This window comes from Methanobrevibacter sp. V14, from assembly GCF_963082475.1.
GTDB lineage: Archaea > Methanobacteriota > Methanobacteria > Methanobacteriales > Methanobacteriaceae > Methanocatella.
This window is the reverse complement of the sequence record NZ_CAUJAM010000009.1, coordinates 64,185-80,806: the sequence shown is the minus strand read 5'-3', so window position 1 is coordinate 80,806 and position 16,622 is coordinate 64,185. Positions and strand designations below refer to the sequence as shown.

The 16,622-nt window shown below is 30.9% G+C and carries 18 protein-coding genes; 8 read left to right on the top strand and 10 right to left on the bottom strand.

Translation table 11 applies throughout. The features are described from left to right. Window positions 1-246 precede the first annotated feature (246 nt). The 3 genes from Q9968_RS08000 (at window position 247) to Q9968_RS07990 (ending at window position 2,803) form a co-directional block, all read left to right on the top strand. Entirely contained in the window at window positions 247-870 is a 624-nt protein-coding gene (locus Q9968_RS08000) for an energy-coupling factor ABC transporter permease (RefSeq protein ID WP_305515219.1), read from the top strand. A 2-nt stretch (window positions 871-872) separates the two neighbouring features. Continuing rightward, on the top strand, window positions 873-1,367 hold the full coding sequence (locus Q9968_RS07995) for a hypothetical protein (RefSeq protein ID WP_305515217.1): 495 nt from the start codon (window positions 873-875) through the stop codon (window positions 1,365-1,367). Between the two features lie 716 nt (window positions 1,368-2,083). Next, the gene (locus Q9968_RS07990) at window positions 2,084-2,803 is read left to right on the top strand and encodes a DUF4012 domain-containing protein (protein ID WP_305515215.1); all 720 of its coding nucleotides are present in this window, start codon (window positions 2,084-2,086) and stop codon (window positions 2,801-2,803) included. Window positions 2,804-2,812: 9 nt separating this feature from the next. Here the strand turns inward: Q9968_RS07990 and Q9968_RS07985 are convergent, their stop codons facing one another. Together Q9968_RS07985 and Q9968_RS07980 are read right to left on the bottom strand one after the other, a co-directional pair. Further along, window positions 2,813-3,718, bottom strand: coding sequence for a type II secretion system F family protein (locus Q9968_RS07985; RefSeq protein WP_305515213.1), 906 nt, complete (start codon window positions 3,716-3,718; stop codon window positions 2,813-2,815). A gap of 4 nt (window positions 3,719-3,722) precedes the next feature. Then, window positions 3,723-5,147 (bottom strand): CpaF family protein, encoded by a 1,425-nt coding sequence (locus Q9968_RS07980; RefSeq protein WP_305515211.1) that lies wholly within the window; start codon window positions 5,145-5,147, stop codon window positions 3,723-3,725. A gap of 114 nt (window positions 5,148-5,261) precedes the next feature. On the opposite strand from Q9968_RS07980, the gene Q9968_RS07975 reads away from it, so the two are divergent. Further along, window positions 5,262-6,167 (top strand): methyltransferase domain-containing protein, encoded by a 906-nt coding sequence (locus Q9968_RS07975; RefSeq protein WP_305515209.1) that lies wholly within the window; start codon window positions 5,262-5,264, stop codon window positions 6,165-6,167. Window positions 6,168-6,360: 193 nt separating this feature from the next. Here the strand turns inward: Q9968_RS07975 and Q9968_RS07970 are convergent, their stop codons facing one another. Next, the gene (locus Q9968_RS07970; RefSeq protein ID WP_305515207.1) at window positions 6,361-6,507 is read right to left on the bottom strand and encodes a hypothetical protein; all 147 of its coding nucleotides are present in this window, start codon (window positions 6,505-6,507) and stop codon (window positions 6,361-6,363) included. Then, window positions 6,500-7,756, bottom strand: coding sequence for a tripartite tricarboxylate transporter permease (locus Q9968_RS07965; protein WP_305515205.1), 1,257 nt, complete (start codon window positions 7,754-7,756; stop codon window positions 6,500-6,502). Before Q9968_RS07965 ends, Q9968_RS07970 begins: the two co-directional genes overlap by 8 nt. A 142-nt stretch (window positions 7,757-7,898) precedes the next feature. Between Q9968_RS07965 and Q9968_RS07960 the strand changes: the two genes are divergently transcribed. Further along, a complete protein-coding gene (locus Q9968_RS07960; protein ID WP_305515203.1) occupies window positions 7,899-8,168 on the top strand; it encodes a hypothetical protein in 270 nt (89 codons plus the stop codon). Window positions 8,169-8,277: 109 nt separating this feature from the next. Here the strand turns inward: Q9968_RS07960 and Q9968_RS07955 are convergent, their stop codons facing one another. After that, the gene (locus Q9968_RS07955; RefSeq protein WP_305515200.1) at window positions 8,278-8,739 is read right to left on the bottom strand and encodes a MarR family winged helix-turn-helix transcriptional regulator; all 462 of its coding nucleotides are present in this window, start codon (window positions 8,737-8,739) and stop codon (window positions 8,278-8,280) included. A gap of 67 nt (window positions 8,740-8,806) precedes the next feature. On the opposite strand from Q9968_RS07955, the gene Q9968_RS07950 reads away from it, so the two are divergent. Further along, on the top strand, window positions 8,807-9,298 hold the full coding sequence (locus tag Q9968_RS07950) for a hypothetical protein (protein ID WP_305515199.1): 492 nt from the start codon (window positions 8,807-8,809) through the stop codon (window positions 9,296-9,298). Between the two features lie 275 nt (window positions 9,299-9,573). Here Q9968_RS07950 and Q9968_RS07945 read toward each other — a convergent pair whose 3' ends face one another. After that, window positions 9,574-10,581 (bottom strand): lipopolysaccharide assembly protein LapB, encoded by a 1,008-nt coding sequence (locus tag Q9968_RS07945; protein ID WP_305515197.1) that lies wholly within the window; start codon window positions 10,579-10,581, stop codon window positions 9,574-9,576. A gap of 598 nt (window positions 10,582-11,179) precedes the next feature. Between Q9968_RS07945 and feoB the strand changes: the two genes are divergently transcribed. Both feoB and Q9968_RS07935 read left to right on the top strand, forming a co-directional pair. Further along, window positions 11,180-13,195 carry a ferrous iron transport protein B gene (gene feoB / locus Q9968_RS07940; RefSeq protein ID WP_305515195.1) on the top strand — a complete coding sequence of 672 codons (2,016 nt, stop codon included), beginning with the start codon at window positions 11,180-11,182 and terminating at the stop codon, window positions 13,193-13,195. 174 nt (window positions 13,196-13,369) lie between these two features. Next, window positions 13,370-13,597, top strand: a complete 228-nt coding sequence (locus Q9968_RS07935; protein WP_305515193.1) for a FeoA family protein — start codon at window positions 13,370-13,372, stop codon at window positions 13,595-13,597. Window positions 13,598-13,855: 258 nt separating this feature from the next. On the opposite strand, the gene Q9968_RS07930 is transcribed toward Q9968_RS07935, so the two are convergent. The 4 genes from Q9968_RS07930 to cbiM all read right to left on the bottom strand — a co-directional run bounded on the left by Q9968_RS07930 (window position 13,856) and on the right by cbiM (window position 16,584). Beyond that, a complete protein-coding gene (locus Q9968_RS07930) occupies window positions 13,856-14,695 on the bottom strand; it encodes an energy-coupling factor ABC transporter ATP-binding protein (RefSeq protein ID WP_305515191.1) in 840 nt (279 codons plus the stop codon). Between the two features lie 8 nt (window positions 14,696-14,703). After that, complete coding sequence (cbiQ, locus tag Q9968_RS07925; RefSeq protein ID WP_305515189.1) at window positions 14,704-15,534, bottom strand: cobalt ECF transporter T component CbiQ; 831 nt, start codon at window positions 15,532-15,534, stop codon at window positions 14,704-14,706. A 110-nt stretch (window positions 15,535-15,644) separates the two neighbouring features. Then, window positions 15,645-15,950, bottom strand: coding sequence for a PDGLE domain-containing protein (locus Q9968_RS07920; RefSeq protein WP_305515187.1), 306 nt, complete (start codon window positions 15,948-15,950; stop codon window positions 15,645-15,647). Between the two features lies 1 nt (window position 15,951). After that, the gene (gene cbiM / locus Q9968_RS07915) at window positions 15,952-16,584 is read right to left on the bottom strand and encodes a cobalt transporter CbiM (RefSeq protein ID WP_305515185.1); all 633 of its coding nucleotides are present in this window, start codon (window positions 16,582-16,584) and stop codon (window positions 15,952-15,954) included. Window positions 16,585-16,622: the final 38 nt, after the last annotated feature.

The following is a 16,622-nucleotide window of genomic DNA, read 5'->3' as shown; positions in this document are numbered from 1 at the left end:
TTTAATTTTATTTCCGGCTAAAATCAAATGTTGTCTAAATATTATTAATACTATTATAGTAAATTTTATTAATATATATAATAAATATATCAATATTGTCATGATTTATTTTAACCAGGTTATCCGTTTAGAAATAAATTTTTTATATAATTGTTTAAGTGAGTTTATATGAATAAAAGTAAAATATCCAGTTTAATATTAGTTATTATATTTTTCCTTGTATTGGAACTTAAAATAGGTGAATAAATGCACATTCCAGATGGTTTACTTCCTTTTGAGCAAGGTGTGGTTTATTTAATTATTGGTCTTGTTATTTTGAGCATTTCATTTTATCATGTTTCAAAAAAGACCAATATGGAAAAACGTTTGGTGCTGTCAGGTGTTTTAACCGCCATTGTGGTTGTTGCAACTTCCCTAACAATTCCATCACCAATGGGAATTCCAATGCATTTATTTATAATTCCATTGGTTGTGTTTATTTTAGGTCCATGCAATACTTCATTAGTTTCTTTTTTAGCGCTTTTAGTTCAAGCACTTGTCTTGGGCGAAGGGGGCATCACTACTTTGGGAGCTAATGTTCTAGACATGGGTATTGTTTTAAGTTTTGTTGTGGGGGGAGTTTATAAACTATTTTTTAATATCAATATGCGCTTTGCGATTTTTATCTCAACATTAATGGGCATTCTTGCAGCCACTTTTGCTCAAATATTTATTTTAGCTGCTGCTGGAGCATCTAGCTTAAATGTTTTGTTTGCTAGTTTATTGCCTTATTATTTGATGATTGGGGTTATGGAAGGATTAATTACAGTTGTTATTTTAGAATTTATTTCAAAAACTAATAGCGCTATTTTAGAAGTTGAGAAGGTTTAATTATGAAAATGAAAATTTATGGGTTATTAATATTAAGTTTAATATTATTCGTAGGCATTTCTTCAGTTAGTGCCCATGGTGCTGATTTAACTGAAGATACGATGATTATGGCAAATGAAAGCAATGGAATTTTAGCTAAATCAATTGTTGACGATTTGGGTTTGGATAATGTTAAAGTGTATAAATATGTTTCAGAAGGTGATGTTGAACACCAATTAGAACATGCATTATCTAATCCGAATAAAAGAATTTTAGCTATTTCTTATCAGGATACTGTAGAGGATTATTTGAATGATCATCCTGATTTAAAAAACAGGGTTATTGTTAGTGGCGATGATAATAAGTCTATCGAAGATAATGTTCAAAAATTAGTTGCTATTGATGTCAATGAAGATACATCATCCGATTTCACCACTCCATTAATCGTTGGTTTGATTATTGGTTTGTTGGTGGGTTTAATCGGGGCTGTTTTCATAATGAAATGGAAAAGTAACTGAATCTATTATTTTAAAGCTCAAAATGGAAAAAATATATGATCGAGGTTGTGAAATTCAATTGAAAAAATTTAGTCACACCTAAAAAATTCAAAACCTTTATATACTATGACGACCAACTTTTATACAAGTGACATGAATTTAGGTATACCTAAATTTTTCACTTATACAAAACATATTATTAGTCAATAATAATACAATCTCCAAGATATAGATATTTGTATTGAATTAGCTTTCCACAATTTTCTGATTCGGTACATGGAAAATTATTCTGCCAAAATTTTCCAGAAAACTTAATTGGTGTTTAACTCTCCTCAAACACTAAACACCAATTTTTATCTCTTTTTCGAAATTTTTATAATGGACTTCATTAATTTAGGTGTGCCTAAAAAATTAGAAACATTTATATACTCCTTGTGACAACACTATAATTAGTGATAAAAAATTAGGTCTACCTAAAATCTAATTTTTATTGCTGGTGTGGTTTTATATTAAAACCATATTACTACACTCCGATTATTTATTAAATTAGTTTAAGTTTCTTTTTCTAATTTAATAAAGCATATAACTACTCTCACGAAATTAAATATGTTCATCATATTTAATTTCACCTATCATTAAATCTGACTCTTTTTAATTAAACTTGTTACTAAAGTTATTTATAGTGAACTTATAAAAATATTAATATATTTGCAATAAACAACTTAGTAGGTAATAGTATGGATAGGACAAAAAGACTCATCATTACAATATTAATTGTTGTTTTCATTGGATTGGTGGCAATAATTGCTGGTTCGCTATTTATTGGACATGACAATGAGCTTACTCAAGGAAATAAAAATATTTTAGTATGTGCAATTGATGAAGGTGAAGATCGCCCAGGGCTTGGAGCTTGTGACATGGCATTTATTGTTCATTTGGAAAATGGGACACTTAAAAATTACACAGCCATTTATCCGGGAGGCATGACCCACCCTAACGCCAGTGAACCGTTAGAGGCACAAAAACAAGGTGCCGGTTCTGCATTACTGCTTCATGATGCATTTTGGGATGAGGATAATGATGTTGGCATGAATTATGCTAAAGAGATTGTTGAATATCAGACTAATACAACAATAGATTCTGTTGTAGCAATAAACAGTCAAGCATTAGATGCAATACTTTCTGCTGCAGGACCATTGGAGATTAATGGTGAGATAACTAATGCCAGCGGTATCGACATAATTCGTGAAGAAAATTGGGGCAATGGTGTTTCAAGAGCCGATGCTGTAATGGATATTGTAAAAGCGGCAGCCAATGCGGCTTCAAGCAATCCGGATATCAAATCTGCAATGGTAAATGCAGCAATTGATCAATATTCTAAAGGAAATATAGTAATGGATAAAAAAGGTGCATTTGTAGGATTACTTGCATCAAAAGGGTTTGAATCAGTAATTTAAACCCTTATTTTATACTTTAGGCTCTAATTTTTTAATAAATAATCCCATAAACATCACAACTAATGGAAAAAATATTGCATATATCACAAATAATAATTCTGAAGATATAATGTCTCCCATAACTGTTGAACCTGCCATTAACATTATTAAACTTATTACTGGTGCTAAAATAGCTATAAATGTATAAATCAAAATAAATGAATTAAGTTTTTGAGAATATTCCTTTAGTTTAATTTGCATATCAAATGAAATATCGCTTGCAATGATTTCTAAGCTTCTGGCTAAATTGCCTCCAACCCTTAAAGTTCCAACAATCTGATGAATTGCACGGGATAGGCCTTCAGATTTTACTCGATGGCTCATTTCGATTAATGCGTCCTCTGTTGATTTACCAAATTTCACTTCTTCTAGAACTATTGTAAATTCTTTTGAAAGAGATCCATAATTCGCATCCCTAATTTTTATTAATGCATCATGAAGGCCATTTCCGGCTTTTAGTTCTATCCCCATATGTCGTAAAGCATAAGGCATTTCCTGATTCAAATCACTGTATCCTCTCTGCTCTTTCATTTGAGGATAATACAACAAAAATATGTATAAAATTACAATGCTGATTAAATAGATTCCACTTATTTCAGCACTTGTTAAAATGCTGATTAAAATCAGACCGATAAATAAAATGAATAGGGTCTTGTTATTTAACATGTATTTAACTGATTTATCTCTAATTTCATCAAGTTTGCTTTCACTTTTTTTAATGGGCTGTGCTGTTAAGTCGAGCTTTTCAAAGATTGATGAATCGATATCATCTGATTTTAATTTGTCTGTTTTAATATTTTTAAAGGATATGTTCTTAAAAAAATTAACAACAGATAGTACGCTTCCTCCTATCATGATAAAAAAGTTATTAAACATTAAATCACCCGTTCAATATAATTTTATTTAAAACTTTTCGAGGATTCTTATAGTAGAGTTTTATAACATTATTCACTCCACTAACAGAGCGGATATTGTGATTAAGCATATGCTTTAAAACAATTTTCCGATTTTCAATTTCATTATGCATGTCGGTAATGGATCTGCCACTTAACTTTGCTATTTGAACCAATGCATTGCTGGTTATGCCTACATTATCAATTGTATCTCTTTCAGGATTCCATTGGAATATTTTATTTAGTTGTATGGTGTTCTCTTCAATTCCAACGACTTCGGCAACTTCATTAATTCTTCTAAAAGAAACTCCGGATGGTGTGTAAATCCTATTTTGCATTATAATAAAATCAATTGCTTGAATCATTATCTTTGGAACAGACATTGGAGGATTAGTTAACCGAGTTATGGTTTCTCTTGCATCATTTGAATGCAATGTCCCAAAACCGGAATGTCCAGTATTTAGAGCAGTAAAAAGAGTTATTGCTTCTTGAGCTCTTACTTCTCCAACAATTATTTTATCTGGGCGTTGTCTTAGGGAATTTTTAACTAAGTCATTCATAGTTAATTCACCTTTACCCTCAACATTGGCAGGGCGAGTTTCCATACGAATGACATGTTCATGGGGAATTTGCAATTCTAATGTGTCTTCAATGGTGATTATTCTCTCGTTAGGGTTAATAAAGGCTGAAAGAGCGTTTAATGTTGTTGTTTTACCTGAACTGGTTCCACCAGATATGATTGCATTTGCGGATTTAACTCCAAGGCCATCAATGCATAACCATAAAAATCCTGCAAGATCTAGTGAAATTGTTTTTGCATTAATTAAATCGATTATGGTTAATGGATCTTTTCTAAATTTACGTATTGTTAAAGACGGGCCATCTGGTGAAACTGGGGGGATTGTGGCGTTTATTCTGGAGCCATCTATTAATCTTCCATCAAGAATTGGGGATTCCTGATCTATTCTGCGGTTAATTTGCCTTGCTATCGAATCAATTAAATCTCTGATTTCTTGTTTGTTTTTAAATTTGAGATTTGTTTTCATCATTCCATATTCTCTATGATATACGAAAAGTGGCTTGCCAGTTCCAATTATCATGATTTCTTCAAGTTCATCATCTTGGATTAATGGATCAATTTCTCCGTATCCAATGATGTCCCTGAGGAACTTTTGAGATAAACTATCTAAATATTCATTCGAGATGTGATTATTTTGATTGTTTGCATCCAACCTTCTGAATAAAAAATTCTTAATGTCATTTAATAACTTCTCTTCACTTACCTGATAATTGTTGCCTGAAGATATAGCTAAATCAACCAAATTTTCACGAATTTCTCCTAAAAGAACTTTTTCATCGGAAGAATAATCTTGCCTCACTACTTCATATTGCGGTATTGTATCTTCATTCATAATTTCACCAATGGCGATTTTTAGGTATAATTACTAATTAGTAATACTAATTAATATAGTTTTTATTACTGCTCAAAGCATTATTATACTTCCAAAACAATAGTAATACAGGAGGTGGTTTTTATCCTGAACATTGATGATAAAATTAAATCACTGGCGGAATGTGAAAAATGCAGTGATATTCAAATTAAAAAGTTCTCGCCATTAAAAGATTTGATAGATTTTGAAATTCTCAACGGAGAATATATGAAATGCGATTGTGGAAAAAGGCCATTGGACATAGTCATGAGCCATATTTTAAAAATCATGATTGAAGAGGAAACAGTTTCCCAGAAAGCTACTTTAAGACGTAATTCTCCAGTTCCTTTATCTAATTTTTATTATAGCAGTTTAAATCCACAATTCATTGGTGAGGATACATTGATATTGCTTCATCCAGATTTCAACTCCAAAATTGCATCAAGACTGATTAATGAAGTTCCAGAAGTCACATGCGTTTTAAGGGGAAGTGCCCGAAATACAGTAGGGCAATTAGATAAAAACTCACAAATTAATCACTTTGAAATTCTTGAAGGTGATGATACTCAGGTAAATGTAATGAGGACATTGATTGGAGATAAGATAGTCATTGTCAAAAATCAATCAAAGCATCATATAGAAGTGGCCGTTACTACCGAACAAAAATTAGTATCTCTTCACAATTACTTGGAAAATAATAAAGTCAAAAAGGGAGTGGCTATTGATGGAATGTGCGGGCTTGGAGCATTAGGAATTTATTTACTGAAATACGGCTTTGAAAAAGTAATATTCAATGATATAAATCCTGAAATGATTGAAGCACTTAAAAGTAATCTTGAATACAATGGAATTCGTGAGGGCTATGAAATATTAAATGGTGCATTTGAAGATTTAGATTTTAATCATGTTGATTTATGTCTAATAGATGCATTTCCCGGAATAGATACTGAAGGATTTGTTAAAAAGGCTGAAAAAATAGCAGATAATGTATTTAAGGTCTAGCTAGTTCTTATTATTTATTTTTAAAATCATTTCAAACATTTTTCAATATCTTTCGGGATATTTGAAGGATTTTTCTATTTTATTTCCCGGCCTAATTAATTGCTTATTGTTTCTTTGAGGTTAATTTCAATTTCACCAATTATCATTCATATTTTGCCTGCATTTGAGGAAGTTCCTTTCATGAAATATTTTTTTAGGAAGGTATAATGAACCGCACTGAAACAATCAGGACAGAACCATTTGCACCATTAATGGCAATATTCAACACATTATTTAAACCAGTTCCTCTTTTAACATATTCAAATTCATTTAATAAGTCGTCTTCAATTTCATCACCCAATAAACATTTGCATATAAATCACAATCGCTGGAATAATCAAAACTCCCATTAAATGAGATTTGCCAACTCCAATATAGTGCGGAAGCATTCCCATTGCAGTTGAAGTAATCAAAGCTAATGTCATATAAATTACAGGGGCCTTGTAATAGAAAATAAACAAATAAAGTATTGCAATTTGAAGCACAATCACACTAATTGAGAGTTTTTTATAATCAACACCACTCATTAATCTTGAAAATGAATCTCCTAATTTCAATGACAATACAAGAGAAACAGAAACAGCTATCAGTGATGCAAATATAAAAATTGCCAAGTGATTCAAACCCATTTCAAATATTAAATAAGACATGTAAACGGCTATTCCGCTTCGGGGATTTCCAATAATGTATATTGCAATTAATGAAAAAAGACAATCTGAAACATTCAGTCCGGAAGTTGCTAGAAGAAAATTTGCTGTATCATCATCCTTATTATCGTTTGTTCCACTCACTGCTTGAGCGATCACTGTTCCTTGGGCAGGTCCAAAACCTGGTAAAAAACCAAGTATCGCACCGGTCATTCCTCCTGCAAAAATACTTTTAAATTTATCATAATCAATATTGAGCTCGTAAAATGGATTCTGATGAGGTATTGTCGATGAATCATTTAAACTGAATATTATGGTACTTATTCCAAATAATCCTGAAAATACACACATTAATGTAATTCCAGATGAAATAGGTGTTTGAAAAATGATCCAACCTAAAATTCCAGATAACGCAAACAGTAATAAAGACCATAAGAAATCTCTAAAATTTCCAGTTAAACTATGGGTTAGATAAATTGATGCAACTAAAAGAATAATCCATGTAAATGGTTTTGTTACATCATGCAATGTTGGCAGCACTATTGCAAAAAGTGGAAGCATTGAAATAGTCACTAAAATAGCTCCAAATCCTCCAACGGATACAATTCTAATAACCTCTTTTGATCTGCCTTGAAGTACCATTCTATGTCCTGGAAGTATTGATGTTGCTGTGCCTTCCTGTGGAACTCCTAAAAGCATTGAAGGGATAAATTCAATCAGTGCATGAGCTATTGACATTGAAACCATAAGTACGCATAGAAATTCGGGAGATACTATTGTTAATAAGAATGTCGAGGAAGCAAATATTATTGCTCCGGCTGTGTTAACATGTATTCCAGGTATCATCCCAGTTGTTGCTCCAATGGCTATTCCTATAAAACATGCTATAACTAATTCTATCATAGCTATTAATTGAATGTATTTTAATTTAAACTTTGTTGAAGCAATTAACTGTTATTGTTTTTATTTAATAAAATTTAAGTCTTTTAATATAATTGTCATACTCCAATAATTATAAATGTTATTAAATCGTTAATATATTATTATGACAAGGGCAAAGTTTTTAGCGCTGCTTATCCTGATGGGCATTGTAATGATTGTATTTGCATATTTCTTTTTAATGCCTTCTCATGCTGATTATGATGATCATATTGCTGAGGATATAGGTGGAGATAACTTTTTAGTCGTCAATTTAAATCAATCTTTAAAAATTAAAGAAGAAAACTTTCCTGAGGGTGTTTTTGATGCTTCTAAGGGTTCATATAATTATTATGATGCAAAAAATATATTTTTCATTGATTATATCACACAGTAGTGCCTGATAGGCATTCGTTATCTAGAAGTGATCCTGGTTCTTATTATGATCATTATGAATATGGGGACAATTATGAGATTGACGATTATTTAGAATCTCAAGGTTATGATTAAAATTTTTCACGATTAAACTCTAAAGATTTCATTGAAATTTTGGATAATGATTTAAGTGTTTCCTCACGGGTGATATTTAATTCTTCACAAATCATATCGTCCCATTCCTTTTCCTTTTCAATTAGAAATTCAGCTGTTTTAATTCCTTTTTTAGTTAAAGTGATTTTATATGCTCTTTTGTTTTTTTCATCAATTTCTCTTATGATTAATCCTTTGTCTTCAAAGTCTTTAAAAGCTCTTGAAACTCCACTTCTATCCATAAGGCATGCCTTAGCAATATCTGATTGGGTTGAGCCCATTTCATAATATAAAAATAGTAGCATGTAATATTGGCTGGGCAATATGTCTGTATTGGCTTTTATGTGTTTGGTGATGTAGAAATCATGGGTTTTACTTAATGTAATCAAATGATTTACAAGAAATGGGGAGTCTTTAATTATATCATCATATTCAATCATAAAAAAATCACTTGATTATTATATTGATATATTAATATTTAAATATTATTTGTAACAAGTCTATAATATGAATAAAAAAATCATCATCATTTTAGCAATCTTGTCTGTTTGTATTTTAGTTGCAAGTCCTGTTTTTGCAAAAGAGAAAGTTAAAGTTAAAATCACAACGGACGATTGTTTTATTGATAATACTGGATATATTGTAATTAAATTAGTTAATAAAGATGGACGTGAAATCAAATCCAATGGCATGGTTAATTATACTATCACTGATAAAGATGGTAATTATAAGTGGGTTTATAAATCCTATAATAAAGGAATCCTGGTAAAGTGTAATGAGGGGGAATACAAAGTTAAAGTGAAATTCTTCGGAGATTCCCATTATAAAAAAGCTAAGAAAACTAAAAATATTGATGTGAAAAGTAATTTCAATGCATATACTTATTATGATAATCATAATTGGGGTTTAAACCAAGAAATAGATGATTATATCGAGTATAACTATTGGGACGAAGAAATTTACGATGATCCTTATACTTATGATGGGGAAGGATATTAAAAAGAGATAATAATTGGTGTTTAATTGTTGGAGGAGAGTTAAACACCAATAATGTGTTTTTTGGAAAATTTAGGCAGTTAATTTTCCAAGCATTAAATTAGAAAATTGTGGAAACTAATTTAACACGATATTTATATTTGGAGATTGTATTATTATTGACTAATAATATGTTTGTTAAAGTGAAAAATTTAGGTTTACCTAAATTTAAGTCACTTGTATAAGAATTGGTTGTCATAGTATATAAAGGTTTCCAATTTTTTTAGGCATGATTAAATTTAATGGTATCCATGTAATCTTAAAATTACATATAATATTAATATGACGATTAATGCATAAATTGCAAATTTTGATGAGACGAAGTGTGTTTTCTTGAATTCCTTATCTTCAACTTTCCCTTCTTTCATAATTCTTTCTTTTTCAAAAGAACATTTTTGATAAATTTCTTCTAAATCTTTAGGAAGTCTTCCGTGTTCATTAAGCATGTTGATAGTTTTATTTAAGTGTTTCACTGCTTCCTGATCATCTCCTAACTTAACACAGCAAAATGCAGCTTTATAATTGAAGTTTGTGAGCAATTCTAAATCGACTTCAGCTCTTTTTTCATATTGGATACATTGATTATAGCAGTGAAGCGCTTCTTTGTATTCTTTAAGTTCATATAATGCATCAGCTTTTGCATTAAATCCAACTAAGGTGTCTTCAGTTTCTAAAGATTTATTTAAATAGTCAAGAGCCTCTCTATTTTTCCCGGCCTTTTGAAGCATTTGACCTTTATATAATTGTAGTTTTTCATCAAGCCCATATAGAGATTCATAGTTATTTAAATTATCTAAAGCGCCTCCATATTCTTTTGCTTGAATTTGAAGCTCAATTTTGCCCATTAAAACCTCTTTTTTCTTGATCCTTGGTTTTTCAATTTGTGAATATGATTTATATTTGTCATAAGCCTTGTCCATAAGTTCTAAAGCTTCTTCAATTCTACCTTTATTAAATCTGGATAATGCTTTATCACAGATTACATTAACAGAGCGTGGTTGTTTTTCTAGATATTGATCAAAGTATTTTTCACCGTAATCTCCGCCATCATGGTTTTCATCATAATATTGGTAATATAATCCTTTCTCTTCAAGTGCAAGGAGGTAATTTTCATTAATTAATAAGTCTAAAATGCCGATATAACTTTCAATATCATCTTTTCCATGTCGTTTTCTAGCTAATTTCAGTGCCTCTTTACAATTTTTACTAGCTATATATTGTTTTGCTTGTTCAATGGACTCACTCATTATATCAACCTTTTGATAAAACTGAATTATTTTCTCTGTAATAATATTATTCTTTTAATATAAGTAATTATAGTATGCCTAAATTTTGGCACTTTCAAAAACTTGTTTGATTTAAATATTTGCAAGTTTTTTATTAAAAACTTTTTCTTAATATTTGGAGTTATTTTTATAATTTAAAGCTAATTAATCAGTTATTTTGAAAAATTTAAATGAATAGATTAATCGAAAAAATTAGTTATCACACAAGTTTTTGAAAGAGTCTAATTTTTAGAAACTTTTAAGCTTAAGTGATAAATTATTTTTTGGTTTATTTATCAACTTAACTTATTCAACGATATACAATTTATTGGAATTTAAATTACAAAAATAAATTTTAATATCAGAAAAAAGTTTTTAACTAAAGTTTTGTTTAGCATGTAATATTCTAAATTTTTTAATGTGCCTAAATATTTATATAATATAAAAACCAAAACATAATATGTTTAGGTTAACCTAATTTTTGTTAGTTAGTGACTTAAACTAAAAAATTTTTTTAGTAATGATTAATATTTAAGAGAATATTATTCATAAAAAGTTAAAAAATACGGGAGAATGGTTAATGACAGAATTAATTGTAGGATTAGCAGGAAACCCAAACGTGGGTAAAACTACTGTATTCAATCGATTAACTGGTATGCGCCAACATGTAGGTAACTGGCCGGGTAAGACAGTTGAAAGAGCAGAAGGTCGCTTTTCCCATGGAAGTTACAACTATGAGGTTATAGATTTACCAGGTAACTATGCGTTAAGTGCTCATTCTATGGAAGAAATCGTATCTAGAGATTTCATTGTAGATGATGACTCTGATGTTATTGTTAATTTAGTTGATGCTGCTAATTTAGAACGTAATTTATATTTAACAGTTCAAATGATGGAACTTGGTGCTAATTTAGTAATGGCACTTAATATGAACGATTTTGCATTGAAAAAAGATCATGTAATTGATATTAACTTAATGAGTGAGCTTTTAGGATTCCCAGTTGTTGAAATCAATGCTAAAACTGGTGAAGGATTTGAAGATTTATTAAACACTGTTGAAAAACAAGCTGCAAATCCAATTGATTCCAGTGCCAAATTATCCTATGGTGACGAACTAAAAGAACACTTAGGGAATTTACAAGTTTTAATTGAAAAAGATAATAATTTATTAGATGTTCCTTCAGCATGGACTGCAATCAAATTGTTAGAAAGAGATTCAATTGTTATTGAAAAGGTTCAAGGATCTTCTCAAAGTTCAGCTATTATGTCTGAAACAGACAAAGTAGCAGGGCACCTTCAAAATATTTACAAGGAAGGTGCAGAAGAAGTTGTTGCAAATGCAAGATATGCATTTATTGGTGGATTAATGGCTGAAGCTGTAAAAAGACCAGCTATTGAAAAAGAATCCACTACAGATAAAATAGATAAAATTGTAACCAATAGGATTTTAGCTCCTATCATATTTATTGTTATAATGTACTTATTATTCCAGTTAACATTTACCATTGCAGCGCCGTTTTGTGATGCTATCGACGGATGGTTTGCATGGTTAGGAGAATACTTGGGAGGTATGGTAGGTAATGAAATGGCTACTTCATTTATCCAAAACGGACTTATTGGTGGTGTAGGTGGAGTACTTGTGTTCTTACCGCAAATTATTTTCATGTTCTTATTCTTAAGTATATTGGAAGACAGTGGTTATTTGGCAAGAGCTGCATTTACCTTGGATAAAGTTATGCACACTCTTGTAGGTCTTCACGGAAAAGCTTTCATCCCAATGATTTTAGGATTTGGTTGTGGAGTGCCTGCAGTCATGGCAACCAGAACCATGGAAAACGAATCTGATCGTTTACTTTCCATGATGCTTATTCCATTCATGTCTTGTACTGCAAGATTACCAATTTATTCTCTTTTTGTTGCAGCATTCTTTACTGCAAACGAAGGTATGATTTTATTATCCATCTACTTGTTGGGTATTGTTGTGGCGCTTATTGTTGCAGCCATCCTCAAAAGAACCATGTTCAAAGGAATGTCTGCTCCATTTGTAATGGAACTTCCAACTTATAAAGTGCCTTCTGTAAAAGGTGTATTATTACACACTTGGGAGAAAACTAAAGGATTCCTTAGAAAAGCAGGTACTATTATTCTTGGTGCAACCATCATTGTATGGATTTTAAGTTACTTGCCGTTCGGTGTAGAATACGGATCACAACAAAGTGTTCTAGGTATTATTGGTAGTGCAATTGCACCTATATTTGCCCCTCTTGGTTTCGGAACCTGGCAAGCAGGTATTGCTGTTATCACTGGTTTAGTTGCTAAAGAGATTGTAGTAGCTACATTAGGTACATTGGCTGGACTTGAAGAAGATGATGAGGATGGAATCGCTTCAATGATTCACGATACATTTAATCCATTGTCTGCATATTCTTTCATGGCTTTCTGTTTATTATATGTTCCTTGTTTTGCAGCTATCGGTGCAATCAAAGAAGAAACCAACAGTTGGAAATGGCCTTTAACTATGTCCGCCATTACTTTAGTAACTGCATATATTGTATCATTAATAATTTACAATGTCGGTTTATTGGCAGGATTTTAATTGTGTTCTATGAATAGTAGAAGTCGAATTAAAGGTGTAAAAATTCCAAAAGATGATGATTAGATTATTCTAATTGTCATTTTAAATTTTTAGTTTGTACTAAATATTTATATATTTGCATATACAAAATTTAGTATGCCTAAAATTTATTTTAATTATTTAGTTGGTGATAAAATGAAAACCTTAAAAGATGTAACTCCTGGTGAAACAGTAACACTGGTAAAATACCATGATACTGGTGATGTGGGGTTAAGAAGACACTTATTAGGTATGGGATTCGTTAAAGGAGCAGAAATTAAAATTAAAAAAGTAGCTACTTTAGGTGATCCTATCGAAATGAGTATTAAAGGATATGACATTTGTCTTCGTAAAGAAGAAGCTAAAAATATTGAAGTGAAATAACTTCAATTTTTTTATTTTTTATTTTTTTTTTTTAAATTAATTTTATTGGAGGGTTATTATGAAATGTAGAATGTGCGGTTTTGAATTCGATGAAAATGAAGTAGCGAATAGGGGATGTTCAAGCTGTGGAAAACATGATAACTGAAATCAAATCCATTGTCCCAATTGTGGATTTGGAAACCATCCAGAACTTGACGAGGAATTTGAATTTATAAAAAAAATTAAAGAAAGATTTAAAAATAGAAAGAAATCTTCTAGCTAATCTTTTTTTACTTTTAATATTTCTTCAACTGTCTCATTTATTCCACTTTTTTCAGTATCCACATTCAAGCCATTTTCTTTTAATTTGTATAATATTTCAGTAGTTATTGGTGATTTTAAATGGGCTTTTTTTAATAATTTTTTATCTGAAAATATTTGATGTTTATCGCCTGATGCTATTATTTCGCCATCATATAAAACATAAATTTTATTAGCAAATTGATTAACCATTTCTATATCATGTGATGAGATAACAATACTTATTCCTTTGCTGTTAAGTTTATTTAGGATATTTAATACTTTATCAACACCTTCAGGGTCAAGACCTGCAGTTGGTTCATCAAGAATCATTATTTCAGGTTTCATTGCAATGATGCCTGCAATAGCAACTCTTTTCTGCTGGCCTCCACTTAAATGATGAGGAGTTTTATCTTCAAATCCGCTCATGCCTACCATTTCTAGGGATTCGCTTATTCTTCGTTTAACTTCATCATAATCAAGGCCTAAATTCATCGGTCCGAATGCAACATCTTCCCTAACTGTTGGTGCAAATAATTGGTCATTTGGGTCTTGGAATACAATTCCTACTTTTTGCCTAACTTTAAGTAGCTCTTCACGTTTAAAAACAATTTTTTCTCCATCAATTTCAACATGTCCGGAGGTAGGCTCAGATAAACCATTAAAATGAGAAAATAATGTTGATTTGCCGGCGCCGTTTGGTCCCATAATAGCTATTTTTTCTCCTTTGTTGATTTGAATATTTATATTTTTTAAAGCTTCAGTTCCATCGGGATATGTGAAAGATAAATTCCTTGTCTTTAAATGTATATGTTCCATTTTGCCACCTAATTAATTGCTAAATTCATGCCTAAGTAACCTAATTGTCCGGAATAATTTAATATAATGTATTCTAAGATTATTGCAATAATGAATATTGAAATTAAGTATAAATAATCACTTTTTTCAGGAGATTTCTTTTCATCGAACATTTCAGAAGCATCTGAAAATCCACGGCTTATCATACTTTTGTGCACTCGTTCTCCTTGCTCATATGATTTTAAAAACATCATTCCAATTGTGTATCCGACCTGTTTTACTCTCCATTTATAGGAAGTATTTTTACTGTGAATGCTAAAATTTCTTGATTTTTGACTTTTCCTAATAGATGCGAGTTCATCAACAAATAAAAATAAAAATCTAACCATGATTGACAGTATCATAGCTAAATCTCTTGGCATTTTCAATTTTCTAAAAGAGCTTGCCATTTCTTGCAATGGTGTTGTTGAGGAATAAATTATGATTGCTGTTAGACATACAACCATACGTACTAAAAGCAATATTGCCCAATTAAGACCAACATCACTGACCGTTAACCATGAATATGTCCAAATTATATTTCCTGGCTGTATAAAAGGTTGAAATATTATGATTGCTCCGCCAAATGGAAGTAACATTAATAATCTTTTTGCCGAATCCCAATATGACAGATCTGCTATTTTAAGTATTATCAATAAAATTATTTCCAATATTATTGGTATAAAAAGCTCTTTGGATATAACACATACTAAAATAATAAAAATAGTTGATATTAATTTTATTCGCCCTTCTAAATTATGAACATGACTATTTTTTGATGCTAAATCATCAAATCTCATTATTTGTGTTATATCAACCATATTTATTCACTAGTATAATATTAAAATTAGTCGTATATTATTATTTGCTTATATCATATTTAGTATTTTTCAAATACTCTTTAAAAAAAAGAAAAGATAGAAATTAATATTTAATTTCTACTTTTAACAACGTATGCAACTCCGTATCCTATAACTAAGGTTACAATTGCACCTATTACCAGAGCAACGATTTGCAGTACTTGGTTGTCCGGATCATTTGCAAATGCATAATCTGGGAAGATTGCACCGGGGATTCCATTAATCTCTTCTACTGAATAATCTTCAGCAAGTCCTGAATCTTCTGCTGATTTTTCTAATCCATCTGGGTCACCAGATGCAATATATGGTGAGAGAACGCAGATTATAACACAGATTAGTAATGCTACTCCAATTAAAGTCATGTCTTTTTTATCCATATTATGCATCTCCTTTATTCCATGTGAGTAAATCTGGTCTGAATTTGTCTAATGCTACAAGAACGATTACAGTTAATACTGCTTCGATTATTCCAATAAAGAAGTGGTATAGTACCATAGATGGGATACCAACGTTCATTGGGAATGTTCCTGCAATGCCCATTTCAATAGCACATGCTAATGCTGCAATAACGGTTGCAAGCCATGCTGCAACTCCTGCTGCAGGGTATTTTCCAATTGTCCCGTTTAATCCTTTGAAGGTGTATAATCCTACTGCTCCTCCAATGATTGCCATATTTAATACATTTGCTCCTAAAGCGGTAATTCCTCCATCTCCAAATATCAATGCTTGAATAAGGAGCACAACAGTAAATACCAGTACTGCTGCTTCTGGAGCTAAAAATACAATAGCTACAAGAGCTCCTCCAACCATATGTCCACTGGTACCAAATGGAATTGGCATGTTCATGGACATGATTGCAAATATTCCTGCTGCAAGAACTGCAAGAAGCGGAATGCGTTTTTCGTCTAAATTTGATTTAGCCCATTTCACGGAGAAGTATAAAGCAACTATTAATATTACATAATATACTAAACATTGTGCAACAGGTATAAATCCGTCAGGGATATGCAATTTTTTTCCTCCATTTTTTTAAGTAATACTTTTTCGTG